The following is a 24,696-nucleotide window of genomic DNA, read 5'->3' as shown; positions in this document are numbered from 1 at the left end:
ATTCCGGTTATCTTAGATAAGCGGGATCCCTTTTAACGTTGTCATCATAGAATTGGACTTAACAATCTAGAAATCGACTCTTTGAATCGATTGAACATCGGACGATTTTCGTAATCCTCCATCGAAAGCTGACGGGAATGAGTAACATCATGCTCAAAAATAGTCATTAGCCGCGTAGCAGTCTCCGTATCATAAATAAAAGCATTCATCTCAAAATTAAGCTTAAAACTTCTAATGTCTATATTTGTCGTACCTACTGTAGCAATCTTGCTGTCGACTACTAATGTCTTAGCATGAAGAAACCCTCGTTCATATAGGAATATCTGAACCCCGCTAGTCAGCATCTCGCCCAAATAAGAATGTGTCGCCCAATAGACGAAGAAGTGATCCGGCTTGCTCGGCAGCATAATACGTACATTTACTCCCGATAATGCAGCTATCCGAAGGGCGGTCATTAAACTTTCGTCAGGAACGAAGTATGGTGTTTGCAAACAAATCGTTTCTTTTGCCGAATAGATCATTTTGATATAAGCGTTTTTGATTTCTTGATATTCCGTATCAGGCCCACTTGCAACTAACTGCATACCGATGTTCCCCTCATCTACAACCATCTCTGGGAAATAGGTTGAATTGAGGTCTAATCTGCCACTCGATGCTAAGTTCCAATCCATCAGAAACTGTGCTTGCATCTGCAAAACTGCGCTTCCCTTTACTTTGAGATGCGTATCACGCCATTCCCCAAAGTTTTTGTCCAAGCCCAAGTATTCATCACCGATATTAAAGCCGCCAATATAGCCAACATTACCGTCAATGATAACGAGTTTACGATGATTTCGATAATTGATCTTCAAATTAACATACGGAATTCGTGAAGGGAAAAAGGCCGCCTCCATCCCTCCAGCCTCACGAAGTTCACGGAAATAACGACTTGGCAGTTTGGAACTCCCGATATGGTCATATAAGAAACGCACTTCTACACCTTCAGCTGCCTTAGCGGCTAGCGCTTTAACTAATCTACGACCGAGAACATCATCACGCACAATATAATAGACCAAATGGACATGATGTTTTGCAGCCTCGATGTCTCTTATTAATGTATCGAACTTTTGATGCCCATCTGTGTATATATCAACCGTATTATTGTTTGTATACAGTGCGTATCCAGTAGTCAGGTTCATATAGATCATGTCCTGATAATGAGCCTGCTCACTATTAGGGGGCAAAAGCTTCTTTTCGATCACCTGTTGCTTCTGCTTGTCTAGTGTTTCTTCAATAATACGCTGATTATCTCCGAGCAACTTATTCAGTTGTCTTCTTCTAACTTTCTGTCCCAATATAAGATACAAAATAAATCCAACGACAGGAATAAAGAAAAGGATCATGAGCCATGCCCATGTTGAGCTTGCATTACGTCGTTCTAAAAAAATAACAGTTATAGCAAGAAAAATATTTAACAGCATTATGACCAAAGATATATTTTGCAGCATAGACATCTAGCTCTCTGCACCTCCGCGACAGGAAACAATCGTTACTAAAGTTCGAGTATAAAAGTGCCTCTCGATTGTCCATCCTATGTGTAAGGAGGTGATCAAGAATGGCAAAGGACGTACTATGTGAAGTCAGTTCATGCAAGTTTTGGGCTACAGGCAATCATTGCGGCGCTTCCTCAATTTATGTCGTGAGCAATCGCGGCAAACAAGCAAGTCAGTCCGAGGAAACAGATTGCAAAACGTTTGAATCAAAGATATAAAGGCAACACCTTATGCTAAGCATGTGGCGCTTATGCGAACTACTGACTATCGTCAAACGATCACGATCGAAAGCTTCGTCAAGCGCCACTGCTATAGTTTAACTATTTTGCTACTATTACAGTCATCCCATACTACGTATTGCTATTCCATACTAAAGTTAGCAAGCAACATTATTTGTTTACTGGAACGGCATCATAATATTCTTCCAATGTTTCTCCACTAGCAGCAAGTTCTGCAGCTATATCTGTACCGACATATCTTAAATGCCATGGCTCGTATTGATATCCTGTAATTTTATCTTTACCTTCTGGATAACGGATAATGAAACCATAGTTAGCAGCATTTTTCTTAAGCCAGTCTGATTCCTTCGTATCACCAAAACAATCTGCTGCCGCACACTTGCCGTCACTGCTTGTAACATCAACAGCTAGTCCCGTTTCATGCTCACTCGTTCCTGGCAGCGCACTGTACGTTCTAGCCTTCTCATAACCATCTCGCTTCACATATCGATCAAATAGCTTTACCTGCGTTGCATGAGAACGATACGCCGATACTCCAGCCAAATAGATGCCATCTTCTTCTGAGCCGCTAAAGAGCTTCTCAAGCGCTTCTGCAGCCTCCTTGCGCATCATCCGCTTCTCTATTTTCTCAGAGAAAATAAAACGAACGTCCGGATACACAAGATCAGCAGGTGTATAGTCATCTGGCAACTTATTGAATGGATTCACAAGTGCCGTAACATTTTCCGGCTCAGCTACGACGCCCACTACACCATCTTCCCCTTTTGATATGCCTGCTGAATCGCCACTATTTGATGAACCCTTATCACTGGGCTTGTCCGGCTTTGACGTTTCTTTACCTTCATTCTTTTCTGTTTGATCGCCGCCTGTTGTTGTTTCGTTTCCTTTGTTGGTCTCAGTTTCGCCAGACTTATCTGGAACTTCGCCCTCTACTTTCCCTTCTTGCTGATTAGCTCCATTGTTCACACCTTCTGTGACCTTAGGTGGTTCCGCAAGTTTAGGAGATTGTGTAAACCAGCCATCCTCTTGAAAAGCTTGATATCCAATTACGGTTGTTAAGCCTACAGCCACTGCAAACATCATTAAATTTCGTTTTCTCAAATCAGTTCCCCCTATCGAATGCACTACATAATATATAACGTTAGTGAAGTCCATTTCTACGCACCCTTCAACAGGTGGAAATTGACAAATTTGTTAAGGACCTAATTGCCTTTTGACAATTGACTGTAAAAAGGAGCATAATAATAAAGCAATTACAGTAAATATTTATACTATTAGAAAGCAACTGGCTTGCTCTAAGAGAAGGCCTGTTTTTGCTGTGAAAGGTAGGGTCATTGTGTCATTCCTAAAATCTAAATTGCTAGTGAGCACTCGTCCCATCTTACTTTTTTCCTTCATCATGTTGATCAAAAGTTACTTGGCATGGACAGTTATTTTCGAAGGTGGTCCCTCATGGACTACTATGCTGAAGGAAATTCCATTCGTCCTTATTGTCTATTGCTTGATCGAATGGTTCGCAAGTAAGAGAAAACTTCTTTATTATTTAATAGCAAACCTAACGCTAACCTCTATTCTATTTGCAGTCATAATGTATTACAAGTATTACGGAGTAATCGTCACCTATTTCGCGCTAGCGCAAGTCAATCAGGTTACTGCCGTAAAAAATAGTGTATTTTCGCTCATGGACCCGTATTTCCTATTCATTTATATTGATGTTGTCATTCTAGCAATCTTGTTGTTCCGTCGCAAGAAATCACAGGAATGGAAGCAGAAGTTCAATCGCAAAGAAAATAGACGGGTTGTTCTCGCTCTCCTTACTTGCTCACTCGCAATCTGCCTTTTTAATATAATGCCGAATCGCGCGAGTATGAATGAAATCGTAAAAGCAGAGCAAATGGGCATATTAAATTATGAGGCGTATACGATCTTTTCCAATAAAGATGTCGAATATATTGATTCTAACGAGATTACACAAGAGAAGATTGAAACCGTTAAGGGTGTCAAAACTATTCATAAGCCCCTTCTAAATGGAACGGCTAAGGGTAAAAATCTTATTATCATTCAAATGGAGTCCATGCAAAACTTCCTAGTAAACTTGCAAGTCGAGGGAACAGAAATTACACCTGTCTTCAACAAACTAGTGAAAGAAAACAGCTACTTTAATCATTTCTATCAGCAAGTAGGTCAAGGCAACACATCTGACGCCGAATTCGTCGTCAATACGTCACTATATATCCCACCTCGGGGTGCAGCTACACAGATGTATGCTGGCAAGGAATTGCCGAGCTTGCCGAAACTTTTGAAGCAAGAAGGCTATGACTCAGCTACGTTTCATACCAATGTGGTAGAGTTTTGGAATCGCGGCGAGCTTTACAAAGCTATAGGCTTTGATCGTTTCTATGATGCAAAGTTTTTCGGTGAAGAGGATACTGTATTTTTCGGAGCCTCTGATACGATGTTATACAAAAAAACAGCGGCTGAGTTAGGCACTATGGCAGAGAAGGATAATCCATTCTATGCCCATGTCATCGCAATGACTGCTCATCATCCTTATACGCTTCCTGCAGAAAAGCAACTTATTAACATTCCTGAGCGCTTTGAAAATACGCTCGTAGGCGACTATCTTGTCGCACAAAACTACGCAGACCATGCTCTAGGTGAATTTATAGAAGACTTGAAACAGCGTGGTATTTGGGAAAACAGCTTAGTTGTTTTGTACGGTGACCATCTTGGACTGCCAATCTATTCACTAGACGGCAACGAAAAAGATTTGATGGCGGAAATATACGGCAGAGAATATAAATACACGGATATGATTAACATTCCACTTGTTGTCATAAATCCGGGTAGTGATTCTGAACCAGCTGTATATGAGCAACTTGGAGGTCAAGTAGACTTACTGCCTACGATTTCGAATTTGCTTGGTGTATCTATCGATAAGCAACTGCATTTTGGCCAAGACCTTTACAATCAGAACACTTATAATATATTGCCTCAACGTTATTATTTACCTAGCGGATCATTTTTAAGCAGTCAGGAACTATTTCTTTCTGGAAGTGGCTTCGAAGATGGCAAACACTTCTCCCTTTCAGGTGACGGAAATACGAAGCAAGAAACGACTGAAGATGAATTTGAACGTGCACTCGAACTACTAAAGCTCTCTGATAGCTACGTTAATTCATTACCGAACTGGAAAACGGAATAATAATCTAAATTAAAAAAGGGTCTTCATTCCGATAGCTTCCGCATATTGCGAGCTATTGGAGCGAAGACCCTTATATTTTAACTAACCCGTCATTAACGACGATATTAACTTTTTACTGCTGCAAGCACTTCATCTACATGACCTTCGACACTTACACTGCGCCATTCACGGACAAGTACTCCCTCTTCATCAATAAGAAAAGTTGAACGTTCTACGCCAAGGAATGTTTTCCCACCCCAACTAAGTTCCTTCCATACGCCGAACTGCTCGGATACTGTATGTTCCGTGTCTGACAGTAAGAGAAACGGCAAGTTGTATTCCGAAATAAATTGTCCATGGGAAGCAAGATCATCTGGGCTGATACCAACTACCTCTGTACCATTCTCCGCAAATTGTCCATTAAAGTCGCGGAAATCACATGACTCCGCTGTACATCCTGGTGTCATATCTCTTGGGTAGAAATAAATAACCAGCTTTTTACCCTTGTAATCCTCAAAATTAACTTCCTCTCCACTTGAAGCAAGAAGCTTAAAATTAGCTACCTTTTCTCCTACTTGAACATGACTCATCTTATTTCCTCCTTTTATCGTAGCAAAGCTATTTTTTAATTCATTATTACTGTTCTTTAATCATGATTGCAATTCAACCTTTTCGAAATAAATAGATTCATTTCGTACAAAGGTATCCGCTTGCCCTCCATCTGCATAGAGACCATACGCAATCATCAGCTTAGTCAAGGCTGCTTCAATCGACATATTTTCAATGAACCTAGCTCCTGCCTCAATTAATCGGTGCGAAGATTCATATAGCGCATCTGATGCATCTTTGATCGGACATAAGTATACATCTATCCCATTCTCCTTACATCTTTCGATGAACGATAGGAGTGAATATTTTCCTGACGCAAGTGCACATGCTGTACCTGAGTGATGAAGATCATGTAGTACTGCTCTAGGTTTCTTGCCTCCGAATTCATATAACGAATAGTTGAGTCCTGGATATGGTTTTATGTATAGAACTGAATCTTCAAGCCCCAAGGCTGCTGGCTCCCAATTCAGCGTACTTACTCTAGTCCCCATTGATTCTGGCGTGGGATTTCTGCGATCCGCCTGCCAGTGGAACGATCTTTCGCTTGTCATCGTACCGTAAGTCAATTCGTAAGGGCTTCTGAATTGATCGGTGAATGACTCATTTTGCATAATTCGTGTGCCCAAGTAAACAAGTGATTGTCCCTTGTCATTCTCATATACAACAAATACACCGGACGGGCCTCCGTCCATTACAAAGTCAATAGAGCTGGACAAATTGCGTATCCCGTTGCTACGCTCGTCTGCTATCGGATAATTACTTGCTGTAAGTACCATTGGAAGTGGTATGTCATTGAACAAATATCCCATCATTGCAGCAGTATAAGCAAGCGTATCAGAGCCATGTGTGACGATAATACCGTCATAAGCAGCATAGTCTACTTGACGAATAGCTGTTGCTAATTGAATCCAATCATTCGGCGTTATATTTTCACTCAGCAGATTCAGCGGTTGTAACGTATCAAAAGAAACATCATTGCGACTAAACGACTGTTTCTGATATTCCTCTAATAACGTGTAGGAGCCCGCTTCACTTACATTTATCTCTAACCCCTTTGCTTTACTACCAATCGTTCCACCTGTAAAAATAATTAAAAGCTGCTTCATGTGCAGCCCCCTTCCCAGTAATCACATCTGCTGTTTCTTATTATACGATAGTATTCGATTTGAGCAAAAAAGAAGCCGTCGCAGGCTCCTTTTTTATTTATGACTTTGCAATTGTAGTTCGATTACGTCCGTCATTTTTCGATTGATATAGCGCCTTGTCTGCCATACGGAACAATTCGTCAGGAGACTTTGAATGTGTTGGGTAGACCGCAATACCAAGTGAAATTGTAATAGCCTGACCTACAGGACTAATCGTATTTTCCGTCGACTCTCTTAATATCTCCGCCATCTTAAAAGCATCTTCTTCATATGTATTAGGTAATAAAATAACAAACTCCTCTCCACCATAGCGGAAGCAGCTGTCCCCATCTCTTACAGAATTTGAAATTGCTCCTGCTAAATGCTTAAGCACCTCATCGCCTGCTTGATGGCCGTAAGTGTCATTAATCCCTTTAAACTTATCAATATCAATAACGATAAGTGAATACGGCTTACCTTCTACGGCCATATCCTCCATCAGCTCAGTTAATGCTCTGCGATTAGAGAGTCCCGTTAGCGGATCTGTTACCGCACGATGAGCAAGCTTATTATTATTCATTTGAATCGTCTGTATAGCAAGTGTTACTGTCTGATTCAAAAAGTCTGCTTCTCTATTCCAATGTGATTTAAGCGACGGTAAAGAAATCGTTTTGCCTTCAGAAAAGTCGTTCACAATATTTGCTAAAGAAACGAACGGACGCACCAAAAGCTGAGCTAACCACATGGATAACAATAGTAGCAAAAGAAAAGGAGGGAGCATATATACAATCTGCTTCTGTACACTATCTTTCAATCGTTCTTTTATCGAGCTAGTTGGCGTTTGCTGTATAATTCCCCATCCAGGTTCTGTGATGTAACTATAGGCGGCAGCAAACTCTTTGCCTCTTGTATTTATAACTATTCCTTTCCCACTTTGTCCACTAATTAACTTTCTGACGAATGGATTAGGTGTTACATCTTCACCTAACCTAGCTTTGTCAGGATGATAGATCAGATGCCCTTCACGATCAACAACAAAGTAATAGGAATTAAGTTCATCCGTGCCATGTGCACCTATAATTTCGTTTAAAATATTTTCTTCGCGCAAATAGATCGTACCTACGATATAACCACGAAACGCGCCATCTTTTGTAAAGTAAGGTTCTCCAATGACGATAATAAGTCGCCCTGTTGGCCCAATGTATGGGGAAGAAACAAACGATTTTTTTGCTTCCATATCTTCTTTCAATATTTTTTCGGTAAATGTTTGTCCTTGAATCCCTATGCTATCAGGCGCGATATTACGAATGACTCCGCTCTCATCAATCCATAGAATAGAGTTGAAATAACGATTCATATCGTTGACTATTTCAAGATGACTTTGTACTTCTGAGTAGTCAGTAGAGACATTGTCCTCTAAAAACTGAGCGGTTGAACGCAAGCTTGCACGCATCGATTTAAAGAGTGAATCTACAGTGAGGCTCATTTTGGACGCTTTTGAATAGTTGAGTGTGAGCGTTGTATTAAGAAGAGATTGTTTCTCTGCGGTGTAGGATGTCAGAAGAAGTATAAGTGCAGTACAAAGTACAGACGTTGCTACCAAGCCTGTAAGTAAAGTAGAGAGCTTTATTTTACGATTGGCTTCTAGTTTTAATCTCATTGACGCCCTCCGTTTACTTTCAATAAGAGACAGCTTATTCCATTATACGGATATGACCTATGATATTCTATGCTATCTTTTACAAAATCTTAATATATATCGTTTATTATTCATTACATTCTAGTTCAAAGGAACGATAACCTGCCTGCTTCATATTAACTAAGAAAAAAAGAGCTGGCAGCATGCCAATTGGCATACTACCAGCTTCCATCACTAGCTCATCTAATTACATCGATTTATCTTGTTTCCTTTGACCGAGAAACGGCCACCAATTCGCCTCGCCAAATGTTCTTACCATTACTGGGATAAACAGTGGCAACATAACTAGTGCATACAGGAACAGTCCACACAGTACAACCGTTGCAATTTGTAGGAGTGACATAACACCAGACGGCAACATTGCCGCAAACGTTCCTCCGAGTATAACTGCTGCTGACATAATAACAGTCCCCATATTTTTCATTGCTTCCAAAATAGCTGTTTTCGGATCAAGGTCTTTATACTCCTTGAAACGATCCATCAAAAAGATGCTGTAATCTACGCCAAGTGCAATGAGCAATACAAAACCAAAGAACGGCACTGCCCAGCTAATGCCTGATAAACCTAACATGTTAACGAAAATAACTTCCGTAATCGCAAGTGAAGTATAGAACGTCACTAACAGTGACGCACCAATGTAGATTGGAATGACAATCGAGCGGAACAACACGATTAGAATGAGTGAAATGCCAATTAACATTAGAATGACAGTCCGCCCATAATCATTTTTTGAGATCGTATTAAGGTCGTGGTTCATACTTGTCACGCCTCCGATTGCAACCTCCGATTCCATATACACTGTATCTTTTAGCGCTCGCCCTATCGCACCTTTAAGTGAATCAATCTCTTCCATTGTATGTTGTGAATAAGGATTACTGCTGAATATAACATCAAATTTAGCTGTTTTACGATCCTCTGACATGTACACATTAAGAGATGATTGGAATTGTTCATCTGCAATAGCTTCCTTCGGAATATGCCAGCCTGTAATACCTTTGTTCGGGGCATCTGCTAAACCTTGCAAGTATCCACCTGCCGAAGCGAGACCATCTGTCACTTGCGTTAAGCCTTCCACGCTCTGATCTAGACCACCAGTAAGCTCACTTAGTTGTTTGTTCATCAAAGTAAATCCACTCTTTAACTCCTCTTGCCCCTGAGCTAAATCACCGAGCCCTTGTGTCACACTAGGTAATTTACGAGCGATCTCACCTTGACCAGCTGCCGCAAGAGATACACCCTCTTTCAACTTGCCTAACCCTGTTGCCAGCTCTTTAAGACCTTCAGCTAATGCGAATTGTCCCGCTGATGCTTTTGCAAAACCTGTGTTTGCTTGCACCATACCTGATGACACACCAGCCAATTGTTTATTCAGTTCAGCTAATTGTGTACCGAGCGCTGCTGCCCCTTGCTCAAGGCCACTCATCGTTCCAACCGCTTCTTGAAACACCTTGTCAGCTTTAAGTTCTGGATACGTTTCTGCAAGTCCAGCCAAACTTTGCGATACTCCTGCAAGTCCTCCTGCCAACTTCGCTTGTTCAGTCGCAATGGCTTCATAACCTGTTGTTAATCCAGCGAGTCCACCCTCAAGACCTTTATATCCAGTGTGAAGTTCGCTGCTGCTAGTTGCGAGCACCTCCGCACTTTCTTGCGCTTTCGTAAGTCCTTTAATCAGCTCTTCAGCACCTATTGTGCCTTCGTTTAGTCCTTTTTGAATCGATACAATGCCCTTCGTTAATTGAACAATACCTGTACGAAGTTCCTCTGTTCCTTCAACTAATTGATCTGCACCATCGACCGCTTCAGCAAGTTTCGGTGCATTATCGTTAAGTGCACCGCTTGCCTCAGCAAGACCATTGCTTATCTCACCAAGACCTTCACCGCTTTTTCCTAATCCTTCATCCAGTGTCAGCACTTGATCCGATACGAGGAAATCCTCCAGCACTTCGCCTGTTGGCCTAGTCGCGCTGCGAACCTGTTTTACTCCGTCAACTTTCGCAAGTTCCCTACTCGCTTGTTCAAGCAAGGCAAGACCTTCTGGTGTATCAAGAGCTTTCTCTGACTTAATAATAACGTTAGTAGGTAACGTTTCTCCTGGTCCGAAGCTTTCAGCAATTTGATTAAAGCCTTTAACTGAGCCGTATTTATCACTAAGCTCATCTAACGAGTTAAATGATATTGTCCCTTTATATGCTGCTAGGAAAGGCACAATTATTACTGCTAAAATGACAAGTGCCCATATGGGACGTTTCAGAGAGAAACTACCAACTGCACCCCATAGTTTACTTGGTTTATGCTCAAGCGAACCTTTAGATGGCCAAAACAACGCGTTGCCTAGTAGTGACAAGAAAACAGGCACTAGTGTATATAATGCGAGCAATAGTATTAGAACACCTACCGCCACCGCTACTGCTGAACGATATAGGACGAATGTAGAAAAACCGATTGATGTGAAGCCGACCAACACCGCAAGGCCAGAGAAAAACACCGTTCTACCAGCTGTACGATACGTATGTACGATCGCTTCTGTTTTATCACCACGATGGGCAAGTTCTTCTTTATAACGACTAATGAGCAGAATACAATAGTCCGTTCCTATCCCGAACAATACCGCCACTAAAAAGATTTGAGTGAAATTCGATAGTGGAAAATCAACGTATTCTACTAAAAAGGCGACGATTGATTGTGAAACTAAATAAGTAAAACCAACCGCTAGCAGAGGTACAAACGGTGCTGCTACAGAACGAAACACTATAAATAAAATAATTAATATAAATCCTACCGTTATAAACTCCGTCTTCTTAAGCCCTTCTTGCGAACTTTGAATAACATCCTCATTAATAATCCAATTACCCGTATAATAATGTTCGACAGACACATTTTCTAATGCTTTGTATAAGTCCTCTTGAACAACTTTGAGCTCACGCTCTCCAGCTTCAACATATAGAAGCGCAAGAATCGTATCCCCTTTTTCCGAAACCATCTGTTCCTTTAGCTCTGGAATTTCAAAATGAGTCATAATGGAGCTGATGCCTAACGAATCGCCTTCCTTGCTCAGCTTATCAATAGCACCTTTGACTTCAAGCAGGTCAGCATCGCTGAGTCCTCCCTCTCGGTGGAAGGCAAGTACAGTTGACATATCTTTTGAATCTTCTGCTGTTTTCCCTTCAGTGTTCTTGTTACTTGCAAAAGTTCCAATCTCCTTCTCTAGCTCACTCGCTGTTGTAGAAGAATACCCCTCAGGAACAGTAATTTGGCCTTTCGTTCGAACAAGCTCTTCCATATTGGGCGCACTGACCATTAAACCAACTGATCCAAGTAACCATAGCGCCAACACAAGCCATTTGAATTTTAATATGATTCGCATTATTCCACTCCTTCTCCGATTAACAAATCTCTTCGTTGCATTCTTATGACTTTAGCAATTTCTCGACCAGCTTCTCATAAGTTTTAATAAATATGCACGCTTCTTTTTCATCGAAATGTTCCATAACTTTCCCTATTACATTCAATACCTGCTCCTCCATGAGCTCACAGATACATTTTCCTTGCTCCGTTAGAGCCAAGTTGGTTACTCTACGATCCTTCTCTTCTGGAAGGCGCTTAATGAGCCCTTTATCCGAAAGCCTCGTGATAATTGCTGTAATTGAGCTTTTTCCAACACAAAAAACTTCAGAAAGCTCCGATGATGTGCTGCTGCCGTTATGTTTCAAAAAGCGGAGAGTTTTAAATTGCTCTACTGTTAACTCGCCTGGCATCATACCACGAAGCTTCGCGTTTAGTCTGCGCTCAATAACGAAGTTTGCCCTTTCATACCTATTAATCAATTGTTTGAGCATGCTCTGATCCAAACTCATGCCGTATACCCCCATATAATTCTATTATAGAACTGTTCTATTGTAGAACTATTCGATAATAGAACTATATCAATACCGCTATACTTTTGCAACTACCCCTTATTCTTCCATAGAAAAAAGGGATTTAGAAAAATTTGTCGAAGTGTAGAAAAAAAGAGCGAATACTTGGTAGTAATAGCGCTGTTCCATTCTATAACCTATGATGAAAGCCCATACACAAAATAGCTAGTTACAGCATCGGGAGGACTTACGTGAGCATCTTAATACAAAAACGAAATAACTGGATGATTGCTGCTACTTTCGCTGCATGTACCCTTCTTGCAATTGGTGCAGAGTGGAGTCAATTTACTTTTATTTACGGAATAAATTTTTCGCTGACAAGTCTATTTCTTTTAATCATCGTTAGGCTCTTTGGTTTTTGGGGAGGAGTTTCAGCAGCAATAATTGCCTATTCCTCAGGCGTTTTACTGATGGACCATCCGTTTTTCTTTATACTCGGTATATTAGAAATTATTGTTGTAGGTTTATTGCTTCGAAGATATAACGGAAGACTTCTCGTATCAACTGCACTTTTCTGGTTATTAATTGCTATGCCACTCATTTTTATTATCAGTAGTCAGCAGTTTCCTGAAGAAAATATTAATGTGAAGTTGATTGTTTGCATATTTGCAGTTAACGGATTGTTTAACGCTCTTTTCGCTGAAATTATTCATCAATATATGCCACTTCGACGATGGAGCGGATTATCTAACCGCAGTCGACTTCCTAGCTCCGTAAATCAGCTGTTGCTTCATCTAACACTTGGCATCGTAATGTTATCCTTTCTGCTAAATATGCTTATAAATAGTATAAATTCCTTCAATGAAGTAAGTATGTACGCTGAGGATACAGCTTCTGCCGCAGTTAAGACAGTATCCAAGGAATGGAATGCGATCAGTAGTCCATACTCTGCTTCTCTTAATGAGGTTCAGACGAGGCAGATCCAGTATTTAATCGATCGATATACTACTCCAGATAATTATTCATTTAGTCTGATCGATAGTAATCATGTTGTCATTGCCTCCAATCAGAAAGAATTAATAAACACCATTAACAATCCATTCAATATGCAGTCTCTCAACTTGATTAAAGATAATTTGTACCTTTCCACTTCGCTGAGCAGCTTAAACCCATTACATCTTCATACGTGGCGAGAGGAACAATTTATATATATCTCAGAACTGATTGACGGTTCAGGACGGCTTCTCGTCAGCATTCCGCTAGGCAACTACCATACATCTTTGTTTGATCGATACTTTATCCACTTCATATACATGTTTACTTTTGCTACTGTTGCATCTTGTATCGCAATGCTCATTAACCGCGCGTTCGCACATAGTTTGCAGCGACTCGCTGCTTCAACAAAAAATCTTAGCCTGAAAGTTAGGCAAAATCGTACACTAGAACTTCCAAAGAGCAACATCGTCGAAATTCATTCTTTGATCACCAATTTTAAACATATGGCTAGCAGCCTACTTTATCTATTTCATGAATCGAAAAAAAATAATGATCGGTTGCAGGCACAAGCTGAACTGCTTCTGCAATCTGAGGAACGTCTTCACCAGCTTGCTTATTACGATATGTTGACTGGCTTACCAAATCGACTACAATTTACTTTGCACGTACAAGAGCTAATTACGATGAGCCTTGGCCGCAAACCCGACCAAATGCCTATTGCTGTTCTATTTGCAGATATTAATCGATTTAAGCAAATTAATGATACGTTAGGGCACTCTTTTGGTGATCGATTATTACAAATAGCAGCGAAACGTTTCCAGACGTTAACCTCCAAGGAAATTAGCGTTTTCCGGCTTGGGGGAGACGAGTTCGTATTTGTTGCTCGTTATGGAAAGAATGAAGAAATTGAGCAATGTGCGCTCGCTATTCATGACTGTTTTAATGAACCTTTTGTCATCGATGGATTCCCGTTATTTCTGACAATAAGTGTAGGTATTAGTGTTTTCCCACGCGATGGAGATAATCTAGACACCATTGTCCGTAATGCCGATATCGCCATGTATAACGCAAAAGAGGAAGGTGATGGCTGTCATCGCTTCTTTAAACCGAATTTAGTTCAGGTCGTTGAAGAAAAGATGCGCCTTGAGAACGGCTTGTACAATGCACTGCAGGACAATCAATTTGTCCTTCATTACCAGCCGAAGATTAATGCCTCTACTTGCGAACTCTGCGGTATTGAGGCACTTATTCGATGGAATCATCCTGAGTTTGGGTTCGTACCACCAGATAAATTTATTCCTTTGGCAGAGGAATCAGGGTTCATTCTAGACATTGATAGTTGGGTATTTCATGAGGCATGCCGGCAAAACAAAGCTTGGCAAGATGCAGGATTAAAAAAAGTGTGTGTATCGGTCAACATCTCTGCACGCCATTTCTATCAAGGTAATTTGAAAGAAATGATAGAAAAAGGGCTGCAACAAACTGGATTGGAACCTCAATTTGTTAGTTTAGAGATTACAGAAGGTGTCTTCATGCGCAACATTGATCAAGTGATCGAGACTATTTTATACTTACGAAATCTCGGCATTCAAATCTCCATCGATGATTTCGGTACAGGCTATTCTTCACTTAACCAATTACAACGTTTACCAATTACCGATGTGAAGCTCGATCGATCGTTCATTCAAGGTATTACCCACGACGACAAAAAGTCGTCCATCGTCAGGGCGATTATTGAGCTTGTACATAGTATGAATATGAGAGTAGTTGCTGAAGGTGTAGAAACCGCCGATGAATCGCAATTTTGTAAAGATCTGAAATGTGATGAATTGCAAGGTTATCTGTTTAGCCGTCCACTGCCACCGGAACAATTAGAAACCTTATTAATAATAACTTAATAATTCCCGAGCCTCCCTCCACCACTATGGAAGGGAGGTTTTTTCATACTTTCCTAACATTAGCACCAAAACATTTCTAATACTTGAGTGCTACTGTTAAATAAAATAAAGAACAAATGGAGTTCAACTGGCGTCCCTTCTACCCTGTTTCACGTTCCAATTAAGCAAATAAAAAATCATGAGGTGTATACGCATGTTGGGTTTAAAAAATAAGAGTATTGTTGTTACTAGCTCCTTACTGATGGCAACATTATTAATTGTACTTATCGGTTCGATGGAGTCGATATCCTACAATGCACAGAAAAAAACATTAAATGAAGAACTTAAACACATTGGTGAAACGTTAGGTTACCAACTTGAATTTGATTACGAATTTATTTCCAAGGGATATACAGAGCTGCTTACCAAAAAAACAAGCACAGCTGCTACGTTCTTCGTATTAAAAAACAAATTTGATGCAATGACTCGTAATGATCGAATTACAAACGCAGTTATGTATATGCCTGAACTCGTCGAAGTAAACGGTAAACAACAAGTCATGATCATGCAAAGCAATGAGGATATGACTGCGAATGGTTTTGGAGTCGGAAAAACGTACGAAATGTCTGAAGTGTTTGAGAAATCGTTCCGTACTGCTCTTGAAAAAGGGGAGAGCTGGTCTGAAATATATACGGACACTATGGGGCAATGGGTATCTTACTTTAAACTTATCGTTAATGATAAGGGTCAGCCCGTCGGTGTATTCAGTCTCGATTTCGATTACAAACAAGTAAACAAAGAACTTAGCGCCATGTTCTGGGAAAGCATCATTATCGCTACTGTATTATCGATCATCGCTATTCTAATTATTGTTATTCTTATCCGATTTACCCTGAAGCCACTAGTGCGTCTTGCTGAAGTATCTAAACTAGCTGCTTCTGGCGATCTAACAGTCGCTGTTCCAGTTCGAAACGATAACGAGATTGGTAAAGTTTCCACATCCTTCAACGCCATGATTGCAAGTCTCAGGAAGGTGACAGCCGAAATTCGCAGAGACTCTAGTGAAGTAGCAAGCTCTGCTTCTAATATGCAGCTCAGCGCTGAGCAAACGTCAAGAGCGACGGAAGAAGTTACGGAAGCGATTCAAGAGGTGGCTTCCGGTTCAGAGACGCAATTACAAAGCTTCCAGGAATGCCAAAGAGCTATGGGAGAGATGGCAATCGGTATCGGCCGTATTGCAGAGTCCACCTCATCCGTATCTGAGCTTGCAGCAGAAACAAACGTACTTGCAACTGAAGGTGAATCTGTTATTTCAGATACACTCCATCACATGCAGCACATCGAGTCCAACATTGGAACAACTGTTGCAACTCTTCAAGAGCTTACGGAACAAAGTGATAAAATTGAAAATATACTTGTACTGATAAGTGAAGTAGCAAATCAAACGAATTTATTAGCATTAAACGCATCCATCGAAGCCGCTCGTGCTGGGGAACATGGTAAAGGATTCGCAGTAGTAGCTGTTGAAATTCGCAAGCTAGCGGAACGTTCCAAAGATTCGTCAGAACAAATTGGGCAAATCCTTAACTTGATAAGTAATAAAACGGCTGCTGCAGTAAGTGCTATGGAGCTTTCCGTCTCAGCCGCACGCACAGGTACAAGTGTGACTAACCAGGCAGGGGAATCGTTCCGTACGATTAAAGAGTCAATTAGACACGTCGCTAGTCAAGTTGAAGAAGTATCAGCAGCAGCAGAGCAAATGTCTGCTGGTAGTGAGCAAATTGCCGCATCACTTGATGAACTTGAACATATCGCACAATCAGCAGCAGCGAATTCACAACGCGTCGCAGCAGCATCGGAAGAACAGCTTGCATCCATGCAAGAAGTTGCTAGCGGTTCAGTCCAGCTACGTAGCTTAGCAACAAGCTTGAACGAAGCAGTGGGTCGCTTTAAAACGTAACAAACGATTCAATGCAACATAACGATATGAATTACCGTATTAACCTATACACAGTTATAGGTAATCTACTCATATTTCATATTGATTCGGAGTGATGTAAGTGGAATTTATCGTCCTTGTAGCATTGATTATTGTAAGTGGCTTCTTCGTTACCAGTAGAGTGAATAACTTAGAGAAGATGATTAAATACCAGCAATATACGTTGGATCAACTATCCAAAAAACTTGGGGTAGCTGAACATCCTATCAATGAGGACGTCAGAAAACACCTCCAAGAAGACAATTATGTAAAAGCTATTAAAGAGGTGCGAGAAGCATTAGGAATATCTCTCACTGAAGCTAAACAATTCGTTGATGCGATAAAAAACGAAAATAAATAGAAATAAAGCAAAGGCGTTATAAATAGATCAATCTATTTATAACGCCTTTTTTAGGTATAACTCGACGCTTTAACCCGACTTTTTCGGGTTAGAGCTGTTTGCTTTTGAGACAACATCTCTTTGTTATAGGTTGTTAGCACCCAATGTTTAATCACTTTTCATTTGATTATGCAGTCTGAGCCGATCCTTGTTGTAGCTGATACATCGCATAATACTTCCCTTGATGGTTCATTAGTGCATCATGATTACCACGTTCAACTATAACGCCACGGTCAAGCACTAAGATTTGATCCGCTTGCCTAATGGTTGAAAGTCTATGCGCGATAACGAAGGTCGTACGCCCACGCTTCAGCACATCAAGCGCTTCTTGAATGACAGCCTCTGTCTCCGTATCAATACTTGCTGTCGCTTCATCCAAAATGAGAATAGCAGGATCGTAAGCCAGCGCTCTTGCGAAGGAGATCAATTGTCGTTGTCCAGCAGACAGCGTACTTCCCTTCTCGATTACTGGTGCATCGATGCCGCCTGGAAGACTACTGAACATATCGTAAGCTCCTACATCACGCAGCGATTGCTCGATTCTCTCTCGCGAAATTTCTGGATTGTCTAAGCTGACATTCGATGCGATCGTTCCAGTGAAAAGGAACGGGTCCTGCAATACGATACCCATATGCTGACGAAGCATCTGCTTTGGAATGTCTCGTACATCTCTGCCATCAATAGAAATAGCCCCTTCATTCGTATCATAGAAACGGAACAATAGATTCAGTATGGAGCTTTTGCCCGAACCCGTATGACCAACCAATGCAACCGTCTCGCCTTGACGAGCATTTAGCGTAATATTTTTGAGTACATATTCGTTTTTCTTGTAAGCAAAAGATACATTGCTGAACGCTACCTCGCCTTTGTAACGATCCATCTTGCCTTTCTCTACTTCAATACCTTCCTCATCCATCAACTTAAACACGCGCTCCGCTGAGACACGTGCTGTCTCTAAGTTAGACAATTGATTAACGATACCGACGATAGGTGCAAACATTCGGTTCATATAATCGATATAAGCGTAAAGTACACCAACAGTCACGACAGCTCCGAGCGATCCACCCCAGAACATCCAGATGACAGCAAGGAATAATACGTTACGAACGACATTGACCAAATTATGAGAGGTGATCGAGTTCAAACTTAACAACTTGTTTTGATACTTGAAGTAATAGTTGTTCATCTCATCAAATTCCTTCGTCGTCTCTTTCTGACGACGAAACGCTTGAATAATCGTCATCCCTTGAATGGACTCATTGATCATCGCATTAATTTCGCTAAGCTTCGTCCGAATAATGGTGTTATACTTAGCCGCATATTTTCGATAAATAATAATCCACACGATCAATATGGGCACAAGTGGCAACGAGATAAGTGCAAGTCTTGGGTCCAGTAAAAATAAGGCGCCATAAATCGCCACTATATAGATCGTACCTGTAAAAAAGTTCGCTAATACGCCGACATACAACTCACGTATCGCCTCTGTATCGTTCGTAATACGGGAGACGACTTGACCTGCTGCCAAGTTGTCATAATAATTAACCGGCAATCGTTGTGTATGGGAGAATACATCGTTACGCATTTTCCGTACAATTCGATTGGCTGTCGTTTGCAAAATTAGACGTTGCCCATAAGAAAATATCGCTACGAGCACAAGCAAGCCCATATAAAGTGCTGCTAACTGAAATAATCCCGGTATCTCAGGCTTGTAGAAGGCAAACAACTCACTCTTTGTTAGCTTTGTAACAGGATATACGGCTTTTTCTCCTGTTGTTTTGTTCGCTACTGTCAGTTCATTGCCCGTTACTTCACGTTTGCCGCCCGAAAACTCAAGAGCACCATCCAAAAAGTAATAGCTACGGCCTACTTGCAACACGCGGACTTCTTTGCCTTTTATCTCTACTTTGTCATCATCGAAGCGGTCTATACGCTTGAACCACTGATCCTTATAGTTCACAGCATAAGGCTGTTTACCATCAACCTCATACCACTGCTTCTCAACACCTAATATGTTTTGATCAATCATTCGCTTCGCAATAAGTGGTCCTGTAAGCTCTGCACATACGGCAAGAACAAGTAGCACCATTGCAGCGAGAATCGACTTTTTATATAACATGGCGTATTGAAACAATCGTTTACCTGTCGTTCCCATTGATTATCACGCCTCCTATCTATTCAGATTCTATAATAGATTCCAGTTGTTGACGGTCATACTGTTCACGGTACCAGCCGCCATTTGCCAGCAAATGTTCATGAGTACCTTCCTCGATAATTCGTCCCTCATCAAGAACGATAATCCAATTCGCATGTTGTACCGCTGAAAGTCTATGTGTTGTAATCAACGTTGTTTTGCCTGCACGTTCTGTACGAATACCTTCAATAATTTCGGCTTCTGTCTTCGCATCTACTGCTGACAAAGCATCATCTAGCATTAAAATTTCAGGATCTGCAATAAGTGCACGCGCAATACTAACACGCTGTTTCTGTCCACCAGAGAGGGCAACACCCTTCTCGCCAACTAACGTTTCCAGTCCATCTGGCAGGAATACGATGTCTTTAGCAAATGACGCACTCTCAAGAGCTCGTTGTAATTCTTCTTCTGATGCATCTGTTCGTCCGAAGCAAATGTTTTCTCTTATTGTCTTCGAGAAAAGGATCGGTTGCTGCGGGACGTAACCAATCCAACTTAACAACTTATCGATTTTAATGTCCTCTATCGATGTATCAGAAATTGAAATATCTCCGTCCCCTAGCGGGTACTCCCGAAGTAGTTGCTTAAGTAACGTCGTCTTCCCGCTTCCAGTACGTCCTACAATACCAAGTGTTCCGCCTTGATGAAGCTTGAGCGAAACATCTCTAAGATTATCCACCTCAGAAGACGGATAACGAAAAGTAACTTTATTAAATGCAATGCCCGTTGGCTTATCAACTGCTACAGCCTTGTTAGCATCAGCTACATCCGGCTTATAGCCAAGTGTTTCATTAACACGGTCAAGTGAAGCATTACCACGCTGCATAATGTTAATGAGTTCTCCGATAGCGAACATCGGCCAAATGAGCATCCCAAGGAAAATATTGAATGATACAAGTTCACCAAGCGTTATTTCATTATGGAAAACGAGAAACCCACCATAACATAGACCAATTAAGTAACTCATACCTACGAGAATTTTAATCGTTGGCTCGAAGAGTGCATCGATTCGTGCGACTGCAATATTTTTGCCTAATACCTCATTCGTCTTATCACTGAATCTCGCTTTACTTGCTTCCTCTTGTACGAAGGCGCGAATGACGCGAACGCCGGCTACTGATTCAAGCACCTGATCGTTTAGCTCACCGAACGCATCTTGTGCGTCTGTAAAACGCTCATGAATTTTTTTTCCGTAATAAGACATCGCAATCGCCATAAGCGGCAACGGCAATAATGCTGCAAGTGTTAGCTTCAAGCTGATGGAGGCAGCCATTACGATCAAAATCGTAATCATGAACAAGGTGGAATCAACAAGCGTTAGTATGCCAAAGCCCGCTGTCGTTGACACAGCACCTAAATCATTTGTGGCGCGTGCCATCAGATCACCTGTACGATTACGTTCGTAAAACTTCGGCGTCATCCGTAGAAAGTGTCCCATTAGACTAGAGCGAAGCAGCCGCTCTAACATAAATGCTCCGCCAAACAATTTATAATGCCAAACATACGTAATGACATATCCAACTATCGTTAACGCAATCCAAGCGTACATAATACGATTGAATTCCGCTGTACCAAGTATATTTTGGCTAATTCCGTCAACCAAGTAACCTAGCATCCAAGGAGGAATAACATCAATAATTCCCGTTAGAACAAGCAAAACGATTGCGACCGAGTACCTTTTCCATTCCATTTTGAAAAACCAGCTCAATTTTGTAAGTACACTAAACATATCTCTCTATCACACCTTCCATCGCCATCCAAATGACTATTTTTAAAAAACAAAAAAAGCATGTCGCCGTAACGACACGCTTCATCCGACTAAAGAATGTCACTCCTCCACTACAATCGTGGAAAAATCATCCTAAGTACAGAAAAGGCGCATGATTACGGAAACGTAACCCTGCGCCTTTGATATCGGGTATTTCCCTAGACTCAAAGTTATTAGACGCTTCGATGGATTACGTTATGATGATCAAAACCATTATGATTGAACACAGTAGCAATCATTCCATGTTTAGGGAACGCCATGCCGTTCTTATCGTTTGTAATGATGATGATAGCGTTCATTTCGATTGTGTTCATTCCATTCAAGTTATTCATCAGCGTAATCCTCCTTCCCATTTGTGAAATCTATTTGTCACTTTACCATCGCATGAAAAAACTGTCAACTGTATAGTTAGTTATACATATTCTCTCCCAAAGGCAACCATTCCGCTGGTAATAGTCTCCGATATGTCGCTTGTAAATAACGATCATCGATGAGTAAAAGTGTACCTCTATCGTTCTCAGAACGGATTAATCGGCCCCCAGCCTGCAACACTTTGTTCATACCAGGTATGACATAAGCATAGTCGAAACCGTTACTTCCTTGCTTCTGATAGTAGTCCCTTAGCGTGTTACGTTCCATACCAAGTTGCGGCAAACCTACTCCAACGACTATTACTCCGATCAGCCTATCTCCAGGTAAGTCTACTCCTTCTGAGAAAACCCCTCCCATAACAGCAAAGCCAATTAAAGTTTGTTTATTGTCTGGCTTGAAAGCAGCCAAAAATGTATCCCTTTCCACTTCGCTCATATCTGTACGTTGGAGCAACACCTGAACTTTACCTTCAGTGGTCTCGTTATCCGCTTTTTCCAATAACTCAATATATGCTTCGTGCACCGCATTCATGTAAGCATACGAAGGAAAAAATACAAAATAGTTCCCTCGTCCCCCTTGTATAGTCCGCGCGATTAGCTCTGCGATGGGTACATAAGAGTCCTCCCGATCCCCATACCGAGTCGACAACGGATGAATGGTAACTTCAAGTTGATCTCGCGAAAAAGGAGAAGGTAGGGACAGTGTGTAATCTTGCTTCGTTCCACCTAACATGTCCATATAATATCTCAGCGGTGTTAACGTCGCTGAGAAATAAATATGTGAGCGGTAACCTTTGCCCATCTGCTGGAGAAGAGCGGATGGATCGAGACATTGTAGCTTCACGCTAACATCGTTACGGGTAAGTTCAGTCATTGTTACGAAGCGCTCGTCGTATAACTTAGCTGCTCGTAGAAATTGTTGTGCCGCATAGTAGAGATCTAGGCCCTGCTCTCCTATGTTAAGAACTTCAGCCTTCGTATTATCCTGTACTGCTCGCTCAGAAGGAATAATGTCATCGAACAGATCACCTTCTTGAACAGGAATACTTGTTAGATTAGATAGAGCAACATTACTACGCATAGTCCCCATCTCAAGAAGCTTCTCAACCTCTGCTGTGAACGTTTCTACCAATTTCACAAGCTCCTCTGATAACTGATGATCCACCGCCTGTGAAGATTCTCCGAGCGATTTTCGCTTCGCAATAAAGTAGTCGTTAACAGCCTTAGCGGCAAGATAAGCACCTTTATGGCGACCTTTCAGCTCTCTTTGCAACATGAGAAATGGCGCTTTGGTCAATTCTCCCGAATACATTTCCCGTGCTCGATCTACCAAGTTATGAGCCTCATCTATAAGCAGCGCAGTCCGCTTCTTCCCCTCTGCGTATTGCCGTTTGAAGGAAATGCGCGGATCAAATACATAGTTGTAATCGCATATGACCATATCCGAACCATAAGAGAGATCCAGCGAAAATTCAAACGGACAAACCGTATGCTTACGAGCATACTTTTCAATTACCGCTCGTGTCATAATCGTCTCATTCTCCAGCACATCCATTACCGCTTCATTAATTCGGTCATAATAACCGTCTGCGTATGGACAACTTTCCCTTTCACAGCGTGTTTCCTCTTGAAAACATATTTTATCCTTCGCTGTAATCGTCACAGCATGCAACTTCAGACCCTTCGACTCCATTAGCAAAAGAGCGTCTTCAGCAGCCGCACGGGTCGTCGTTCGAGCAGTCAAATAATAAATCCGTTGCAGTAGTCCGCTCCCAATCGCCTTAATAGCTGGATAAGTGGTCGAGGCCGTCTTACCTATACCAGTTGGTGCCCTAGCGAATAAAGAAACACCTTCATCAATTGTCTTATATACAGCTCCCGCAAGCTTTCTTTGTCCCTCTCGATACGAATCAAATGGGAATGGCAACGACTTTATTGAGGCATCTCTGCGCTCTTGATGACGCGTTCGAAGCCCAGCATAAGGAGCATAACGAGCGACCATATCCAAAATATCGCGCTCAAGCTCTTCGAAACTAACTTCCCTGATGAATCTTATCTCTTCCAAAGTTCCGGTCTGTACGTATGTAAGCTGTACCTTCATAGTGTTAGTACCCGTTTGCAAAGCGTACATATATGCATAAAACCATGCCTGAGCCCAGTGCACAGCATAACCTTCGTTTTCCTTAATGCGCACAAGGTCGCCACGGGTAGACTTAATTTCATCAATAGTCGGAACAGGTTCTGTTACCAGCAAACCATCACAGCGACCATCTACCGTAAATAGGAGGTTTTCCCATACAATATTTGCACTCAAATAAACTTCCTTTTGATCTCCTTCACCGTAGGTCCCTTGTATGCGCTGATGCGCCTTCGTCCCTTCATGCATCGCATCTAAGGACTGAAGCCCCGATTCAATACTCCCGCTCCGATATATATATTCAACAAGATGCCTAACCGATAGAGTAATTGTGTTTGTGTCCGTCATAACCTCTCCTTCAGGCATCGCCAAAGAACATTTGTTCTCAAAGTGTATCATATTTCCAGCCACTACAATAGGTTATAAAAGCAGAACAACCCTGCTTGCAACGGCCAAAACCGCGCTTGCAGGGTTGTATGTATATTCGATCAGCTCTTTAATTCTGCCGTGGTGTTAACCAAAGTCGGGAGCATTCGCTCGCCACTTACCATCGGCGCGTCACACATGATGCAATTCGGGACTTGCTCGAAAGAAAAGTTATCTCTCATCCAGCTGTTGCAGCCCTCAGTTTCGCATGTCCATACCTTCGTGTTTTCCTGTGGAATTTCCTCTAGCGGTTTTTTACGATTGTACATGGTCAGCCTCCTTCGCACTAGCGCAAACGTATATCAAAC

General features: G+C 41.5%; 17 protein-coding genes. 5 read left to right on the top strand and 12 right to left on the bottom strand.

Annotation, left to right across the window (positions count from 1 at the left end):
* Positions 1-44: 44 nt before the first annotated feature.
* A complete protein-coding gene (gene cls / locus I6N90_RS18610; RefSeq protein WP_197937106.1) occupies positions 45-1,493 on the bottom strand; it encodes a cardiolipin synthase in 1,449 nt (482 codons plus the stop codon).
* Positions 1,494-1,594: 101 nt separating this feature from the next.
* On the opposite strand from cls, the gene I6N90_RS18605 reads away from it, so the two are divergent.
* Positions 1,595-1,750: a DUF1540 domain-containing protein gene (locus I6N90_RS18605; RefSeq protein ID WP_197937105.1), complete on the top strand. Its 156-nt coding sequence runs from the start codon at positions 1,595-1,597 to the stop codon at positions 1,748-1,750.
* Positions 1,751-1,921: 171 nt separating this feature from the next.
* Here the strand turns inward: I6N90_RS18605 and I6N90_RS18600 are convergent, their stop codons facing one another.
* Complete coding sequence (locus I6N90_RS18600; RefSeq protein WP_232243098.1) at positions 1,922-2,872, bottom strand: M15 family metallopeptidase; 951 nt, start codon at positions 2,870-2,872, stop codon at positions 1,922-1,924.
* A gap of 298 nt (positions 2,873-3,170) precedes the next feature.
* Here I6N90_RS18600 and I6N90_RS18595 point away from each other — a divergent pair, with 298 nt between their 5' ends.
* Complete coding sequence (locus I6N90_RS18595) at positions 3,171-4,976, top strand: LTA synthase family protein (RefSeq protein ID WP_197937104.1); 1,806 nt, start codon at positions 3,171-3,173, stop codon at positions 4,974-4,976.
* 104 nt (positions 4,977-5,080) lie between these two features.
* Here I6N90_RS18595 and bcp read toward each other — a convergent pair whose 3' ends face one another.
* The 5 genes from bcp to I6N90_RS18570 all read right to left on the bottom strand — a co-directional run bounded on the left by bcp (position 5,081) and on the right by I6N90_RS18570 (position 12,241).
* Positions 5,081-5,545, bottom strand: coding sequence for a thioredoxin-dependent thiol peroxidase (bcp, locus tag I6N90_RS18590; protein WP_197937103.1), 465 nt, complete (start codon positions 5,543-5,545; stop codon positions 5,081-5,083).
* 60 nt (positions 5,546-5,605) lie between these two features.
* Entirely contained in the window at positions 5,606-6,670 is a 1,065-nt protein-coding gene (locus I6N90_RS18585) for an asparaginase (protein ID WP_197937102.1), read from the bottom strand.
* Between the two features lie 97 nt (positions 6,671-6,767).
* On the bottom strand, positions 6,768-8,348 hold the full coding sequence (locus I6N90_RS18580) for a sensor domain-containing diguanylate cyclase (RefSeq protein WP_197937101.1): 1,581 nt from the start codon (positions 8,346-8,348) through the stop codon (positions 6,768-6,770).
* A gap of 226 nt (positions 8,349-8,574) precedes the next feature.
* Positions 8,575-11,751 carry an MMPL family transporter gene (locus I6N90_RS18575; RefSeq protein ID WP_197937100.1) on the bottom strand — a complete coding sequence of 1,059 codons (3,177 nt, stop codon included), beginning with the start codon at positions 11,749-11,751 and terminating at the stop codon, positions 8,575-8,577.
* Positions 11,752-11,794: 43 nt separating this feature from the next.
* Complete coding sequence (locus I6N90_RS18570) at positions 11,795-12,241, bottom strand: MarR family winged helix-turn-helix transcriptional regulator (RefSeq protein WP_197937099.1); 447 nt, start codon at positions 12,239-12,241, stop codon at positions 11,795-11,797.
* A 251-nt stretch (positions 12,242-12,492) separates the two neighbouring features.
* Here I6N90_RS18570 and I6N90_RS25300 point away from each other — a divergent pair, with 251 nt between their 5' ends.
* The 3 genes from I6N90_RS25300 (at position 12,493) to I6N90_RS18555 (ending at position 17,453) form a co-directional block, all read left to right on the top strand.
* Positions 12,493-15,135 (top strand): putative bifunctional diguanylate cyclase/phosphodiesterase, encoded by a 2,643-nt coding sequence (locus tag I6N90_RS25300; RefSeq protein ID WP_197937098.1) that lies wholly within the window; start codon positions 12,493-12,495, stop codon positions 15,133-15,135.
* A 193-nt stretch (positions 15,136-15,328) separates the two neighbouring features.
* Positions 15,329-17,074, top strand: a complete 1,746-nt coding sequence (locus I6N90_RS18560; protein WP_197937097.1) for a methyl-accepting chemotaxis protein — start codon at positions 15,329-15,331, stop codon at positions 17,072-17,074.
* 100 nt (positions 17,075-17,174) lie between these two features.
* Positions 17,175-17,453: a ribosomal protein L7/L12 gene (locus tag I6N90_RS18555; protein WP_197937096.1), complete on the top strand. Its 279-nt coding sequence runs from the start codon at positions 17,175-17,177 to the stop codon at positions 17,451-17,453.
* A gap of 166 nt (positions 17,454-17,619) precedes the next feature.
* Here the strand turns inward: I6N90_RS18555 and I6N90_RS18550 are convergent, their stop codons facing one another.
* The 5 genes from I6N90_RS18550 to I6N90_RS18530 all read right to left on the bottom strand — a co-directional run bounded on the left by I6N90_RS18550 (position 17,620) and on the right by I6N90_RS18530 (position 24,657).
* Positions 17,620-19,647, bottom strand: coding sequence for an ABC transporter ATP-binding protein (locus tag I6N90_RS18550; protein WP_197937095.1), 2,028 nt, complete (start codon positions 19,645-19,647; stop codon positions 17,620-17,622).
* A gap of 19 nt (positions 19,648-19,666) precedes the next feature.
* The gene (locus I6N90_RS18545) at positions 19,667-21,415 is read right to left on the bottom strand and encodes an ABC transporter ATP-binding protein (RefSeq protein ID WP_197937094.1); all 1,749 of its coding nucleotides are present in this window, start codon (positions 21,413-21,415) and stop codon (positions 19,667-19,669) included.
* A 212-nt stretch (positions 21,416-21,627) separates the two neighbouring features.
* A complete protein-coding gene (locus tag I6N90_RS18540; protein ID WP_197937093.1) occupies positions 21,628-21,786 on the bottom strand; it encodes a hypothetical protein in 159 nt (52 codons plus the stop codon).
* 76 nt (positions 21,787-21,862) lie between these two features.
* A complete protein-coding gene (locus tag I6N90_RS18535; protein WP_197937219.1) occupies positions 21,863-24,310 on the bottom strand; it encodes an ATP-dependent DNA helicase in 2,448 nt (815 codons plus the stop codon).
* Positions 24,311-24,450: 140 nt separating this feature from the next.
* Positions 24,451-24,657, bottom strand: coding sequence for a cold-shock protein (locus I6N90_RS18530; RefSeq protein ID WP_197937092.1), 207 nt, complete (start codon positions 24,655-24,657; stop codon positions 24,451-24,453).
* Positions 24,658-24,696: the final 39 nt, after the last annotated feature.

The sequence above is a fragment of the Paenibacillus sp. GSMTC-2017 genome, from assembly GCF_016019935.1.
GTDB lineage: Bacteria > Bacillota > Bacilli > Paenibacillales > Paenibacillaceae > Pristimantibacillus.
Note: the sequence above shows the minus strand (reverse complement) of the source record. Positions and strands in the feature narration are given on the sequence as shown.

Coding starts and splice junctions, on each gene's coding strand:
- I6N90_RS18580 (WP_197937101.1), bottom strand. CDS start 8,348: ATGAGATTAAAACTAGAAGCCAATCGTAAAATAAAGCTCTCTACTTTA.
- bcp (WP_197937103.1), bottom strand. CDS start 5,545: ATGAGTCATGTTCAAGTAGGAGAAAAGGTAGCTAATTTTAAGCTTCTT.
- I6N90_RS18540 (WP_197937093.1), bottom strand. CDS start 21,786: ATGAATAACTTGAATGGAATGAACACAATCGAAATGAACGCTATCATC.
- I6N90_RS18560 (WP_197937097.1), top strand. CDS start 15,329: ATGTTGGGTTTAAAAAATAAGAGTATTGTTGTTACTAGCTCCTTACTG.
- I6N90_RS18595 (WP_197937104.1), top strand. CDS start 3,171: ATGTTGATCAAAAGTTACTTGGCATGGACAGTTATTTTCGAAGGTGGT.
- I6N90_RS18575 (WP_197937100.1), bottom strand. CDS start 11,751: ATGCGAATCATATTAAAATTCAAATGGCTTGTGTTGGCGCTATGGTTA.
- I6N90_RS18535 (WP_197937219.1), bottom strand. CDS start 24,310: ATGACGGACACAAACACAATTACTCTATCGGTTAGGCATCTTGTTGAA.
- I6N90_RS18570 (WP_197937099.1), bottom strand. CDS start 12,241: ATGAGTTTGGATCAGAGCATGCTCAAACAATTGATTAATAGGTATGAA.
- I6N90_RS18605 (WP_197937105.1), top strand. CDS start 1,595: ATGGCAAAGGACGTACTATGTGAAGTCAGTTCATGCAAGTTTTGGGCT.
- cls (WP_197937106.1), bottom strand. CDS start 1,493: ATGTCTATGCTGCAAAATATATCTTTGGTCATAATGCTGTTAAATATT.
- I6N90_RS18530 (WP_197937092.1), bottom strand. CDS start 24,657: ATGTACAATCGTAAAAAACCGCTAGAGGAAATTCCACAGGAAAACACG.
- I6N90_RS18550 (WP_197937095.1), bottom strand. CDS start 19,647: ATGGGAACGACAGGTAAACGATTGTTTCAATACGCCATGTTATATAAA.
- I6N90_RS18545 (WP_197937094.1), bottom strand. CDS start 21,415: ATGTTTAGTGTACTTACAAAATTGAGCTGGTTTTTCAAAATGGAATGG.
- I6N90_RS18585 (WP_197937102.1), bottom strand. CDS start 6,670: ATGAAGCAGCTTTTAATTATTTTTACAGGTGGAACGATTGGTAGTAAA.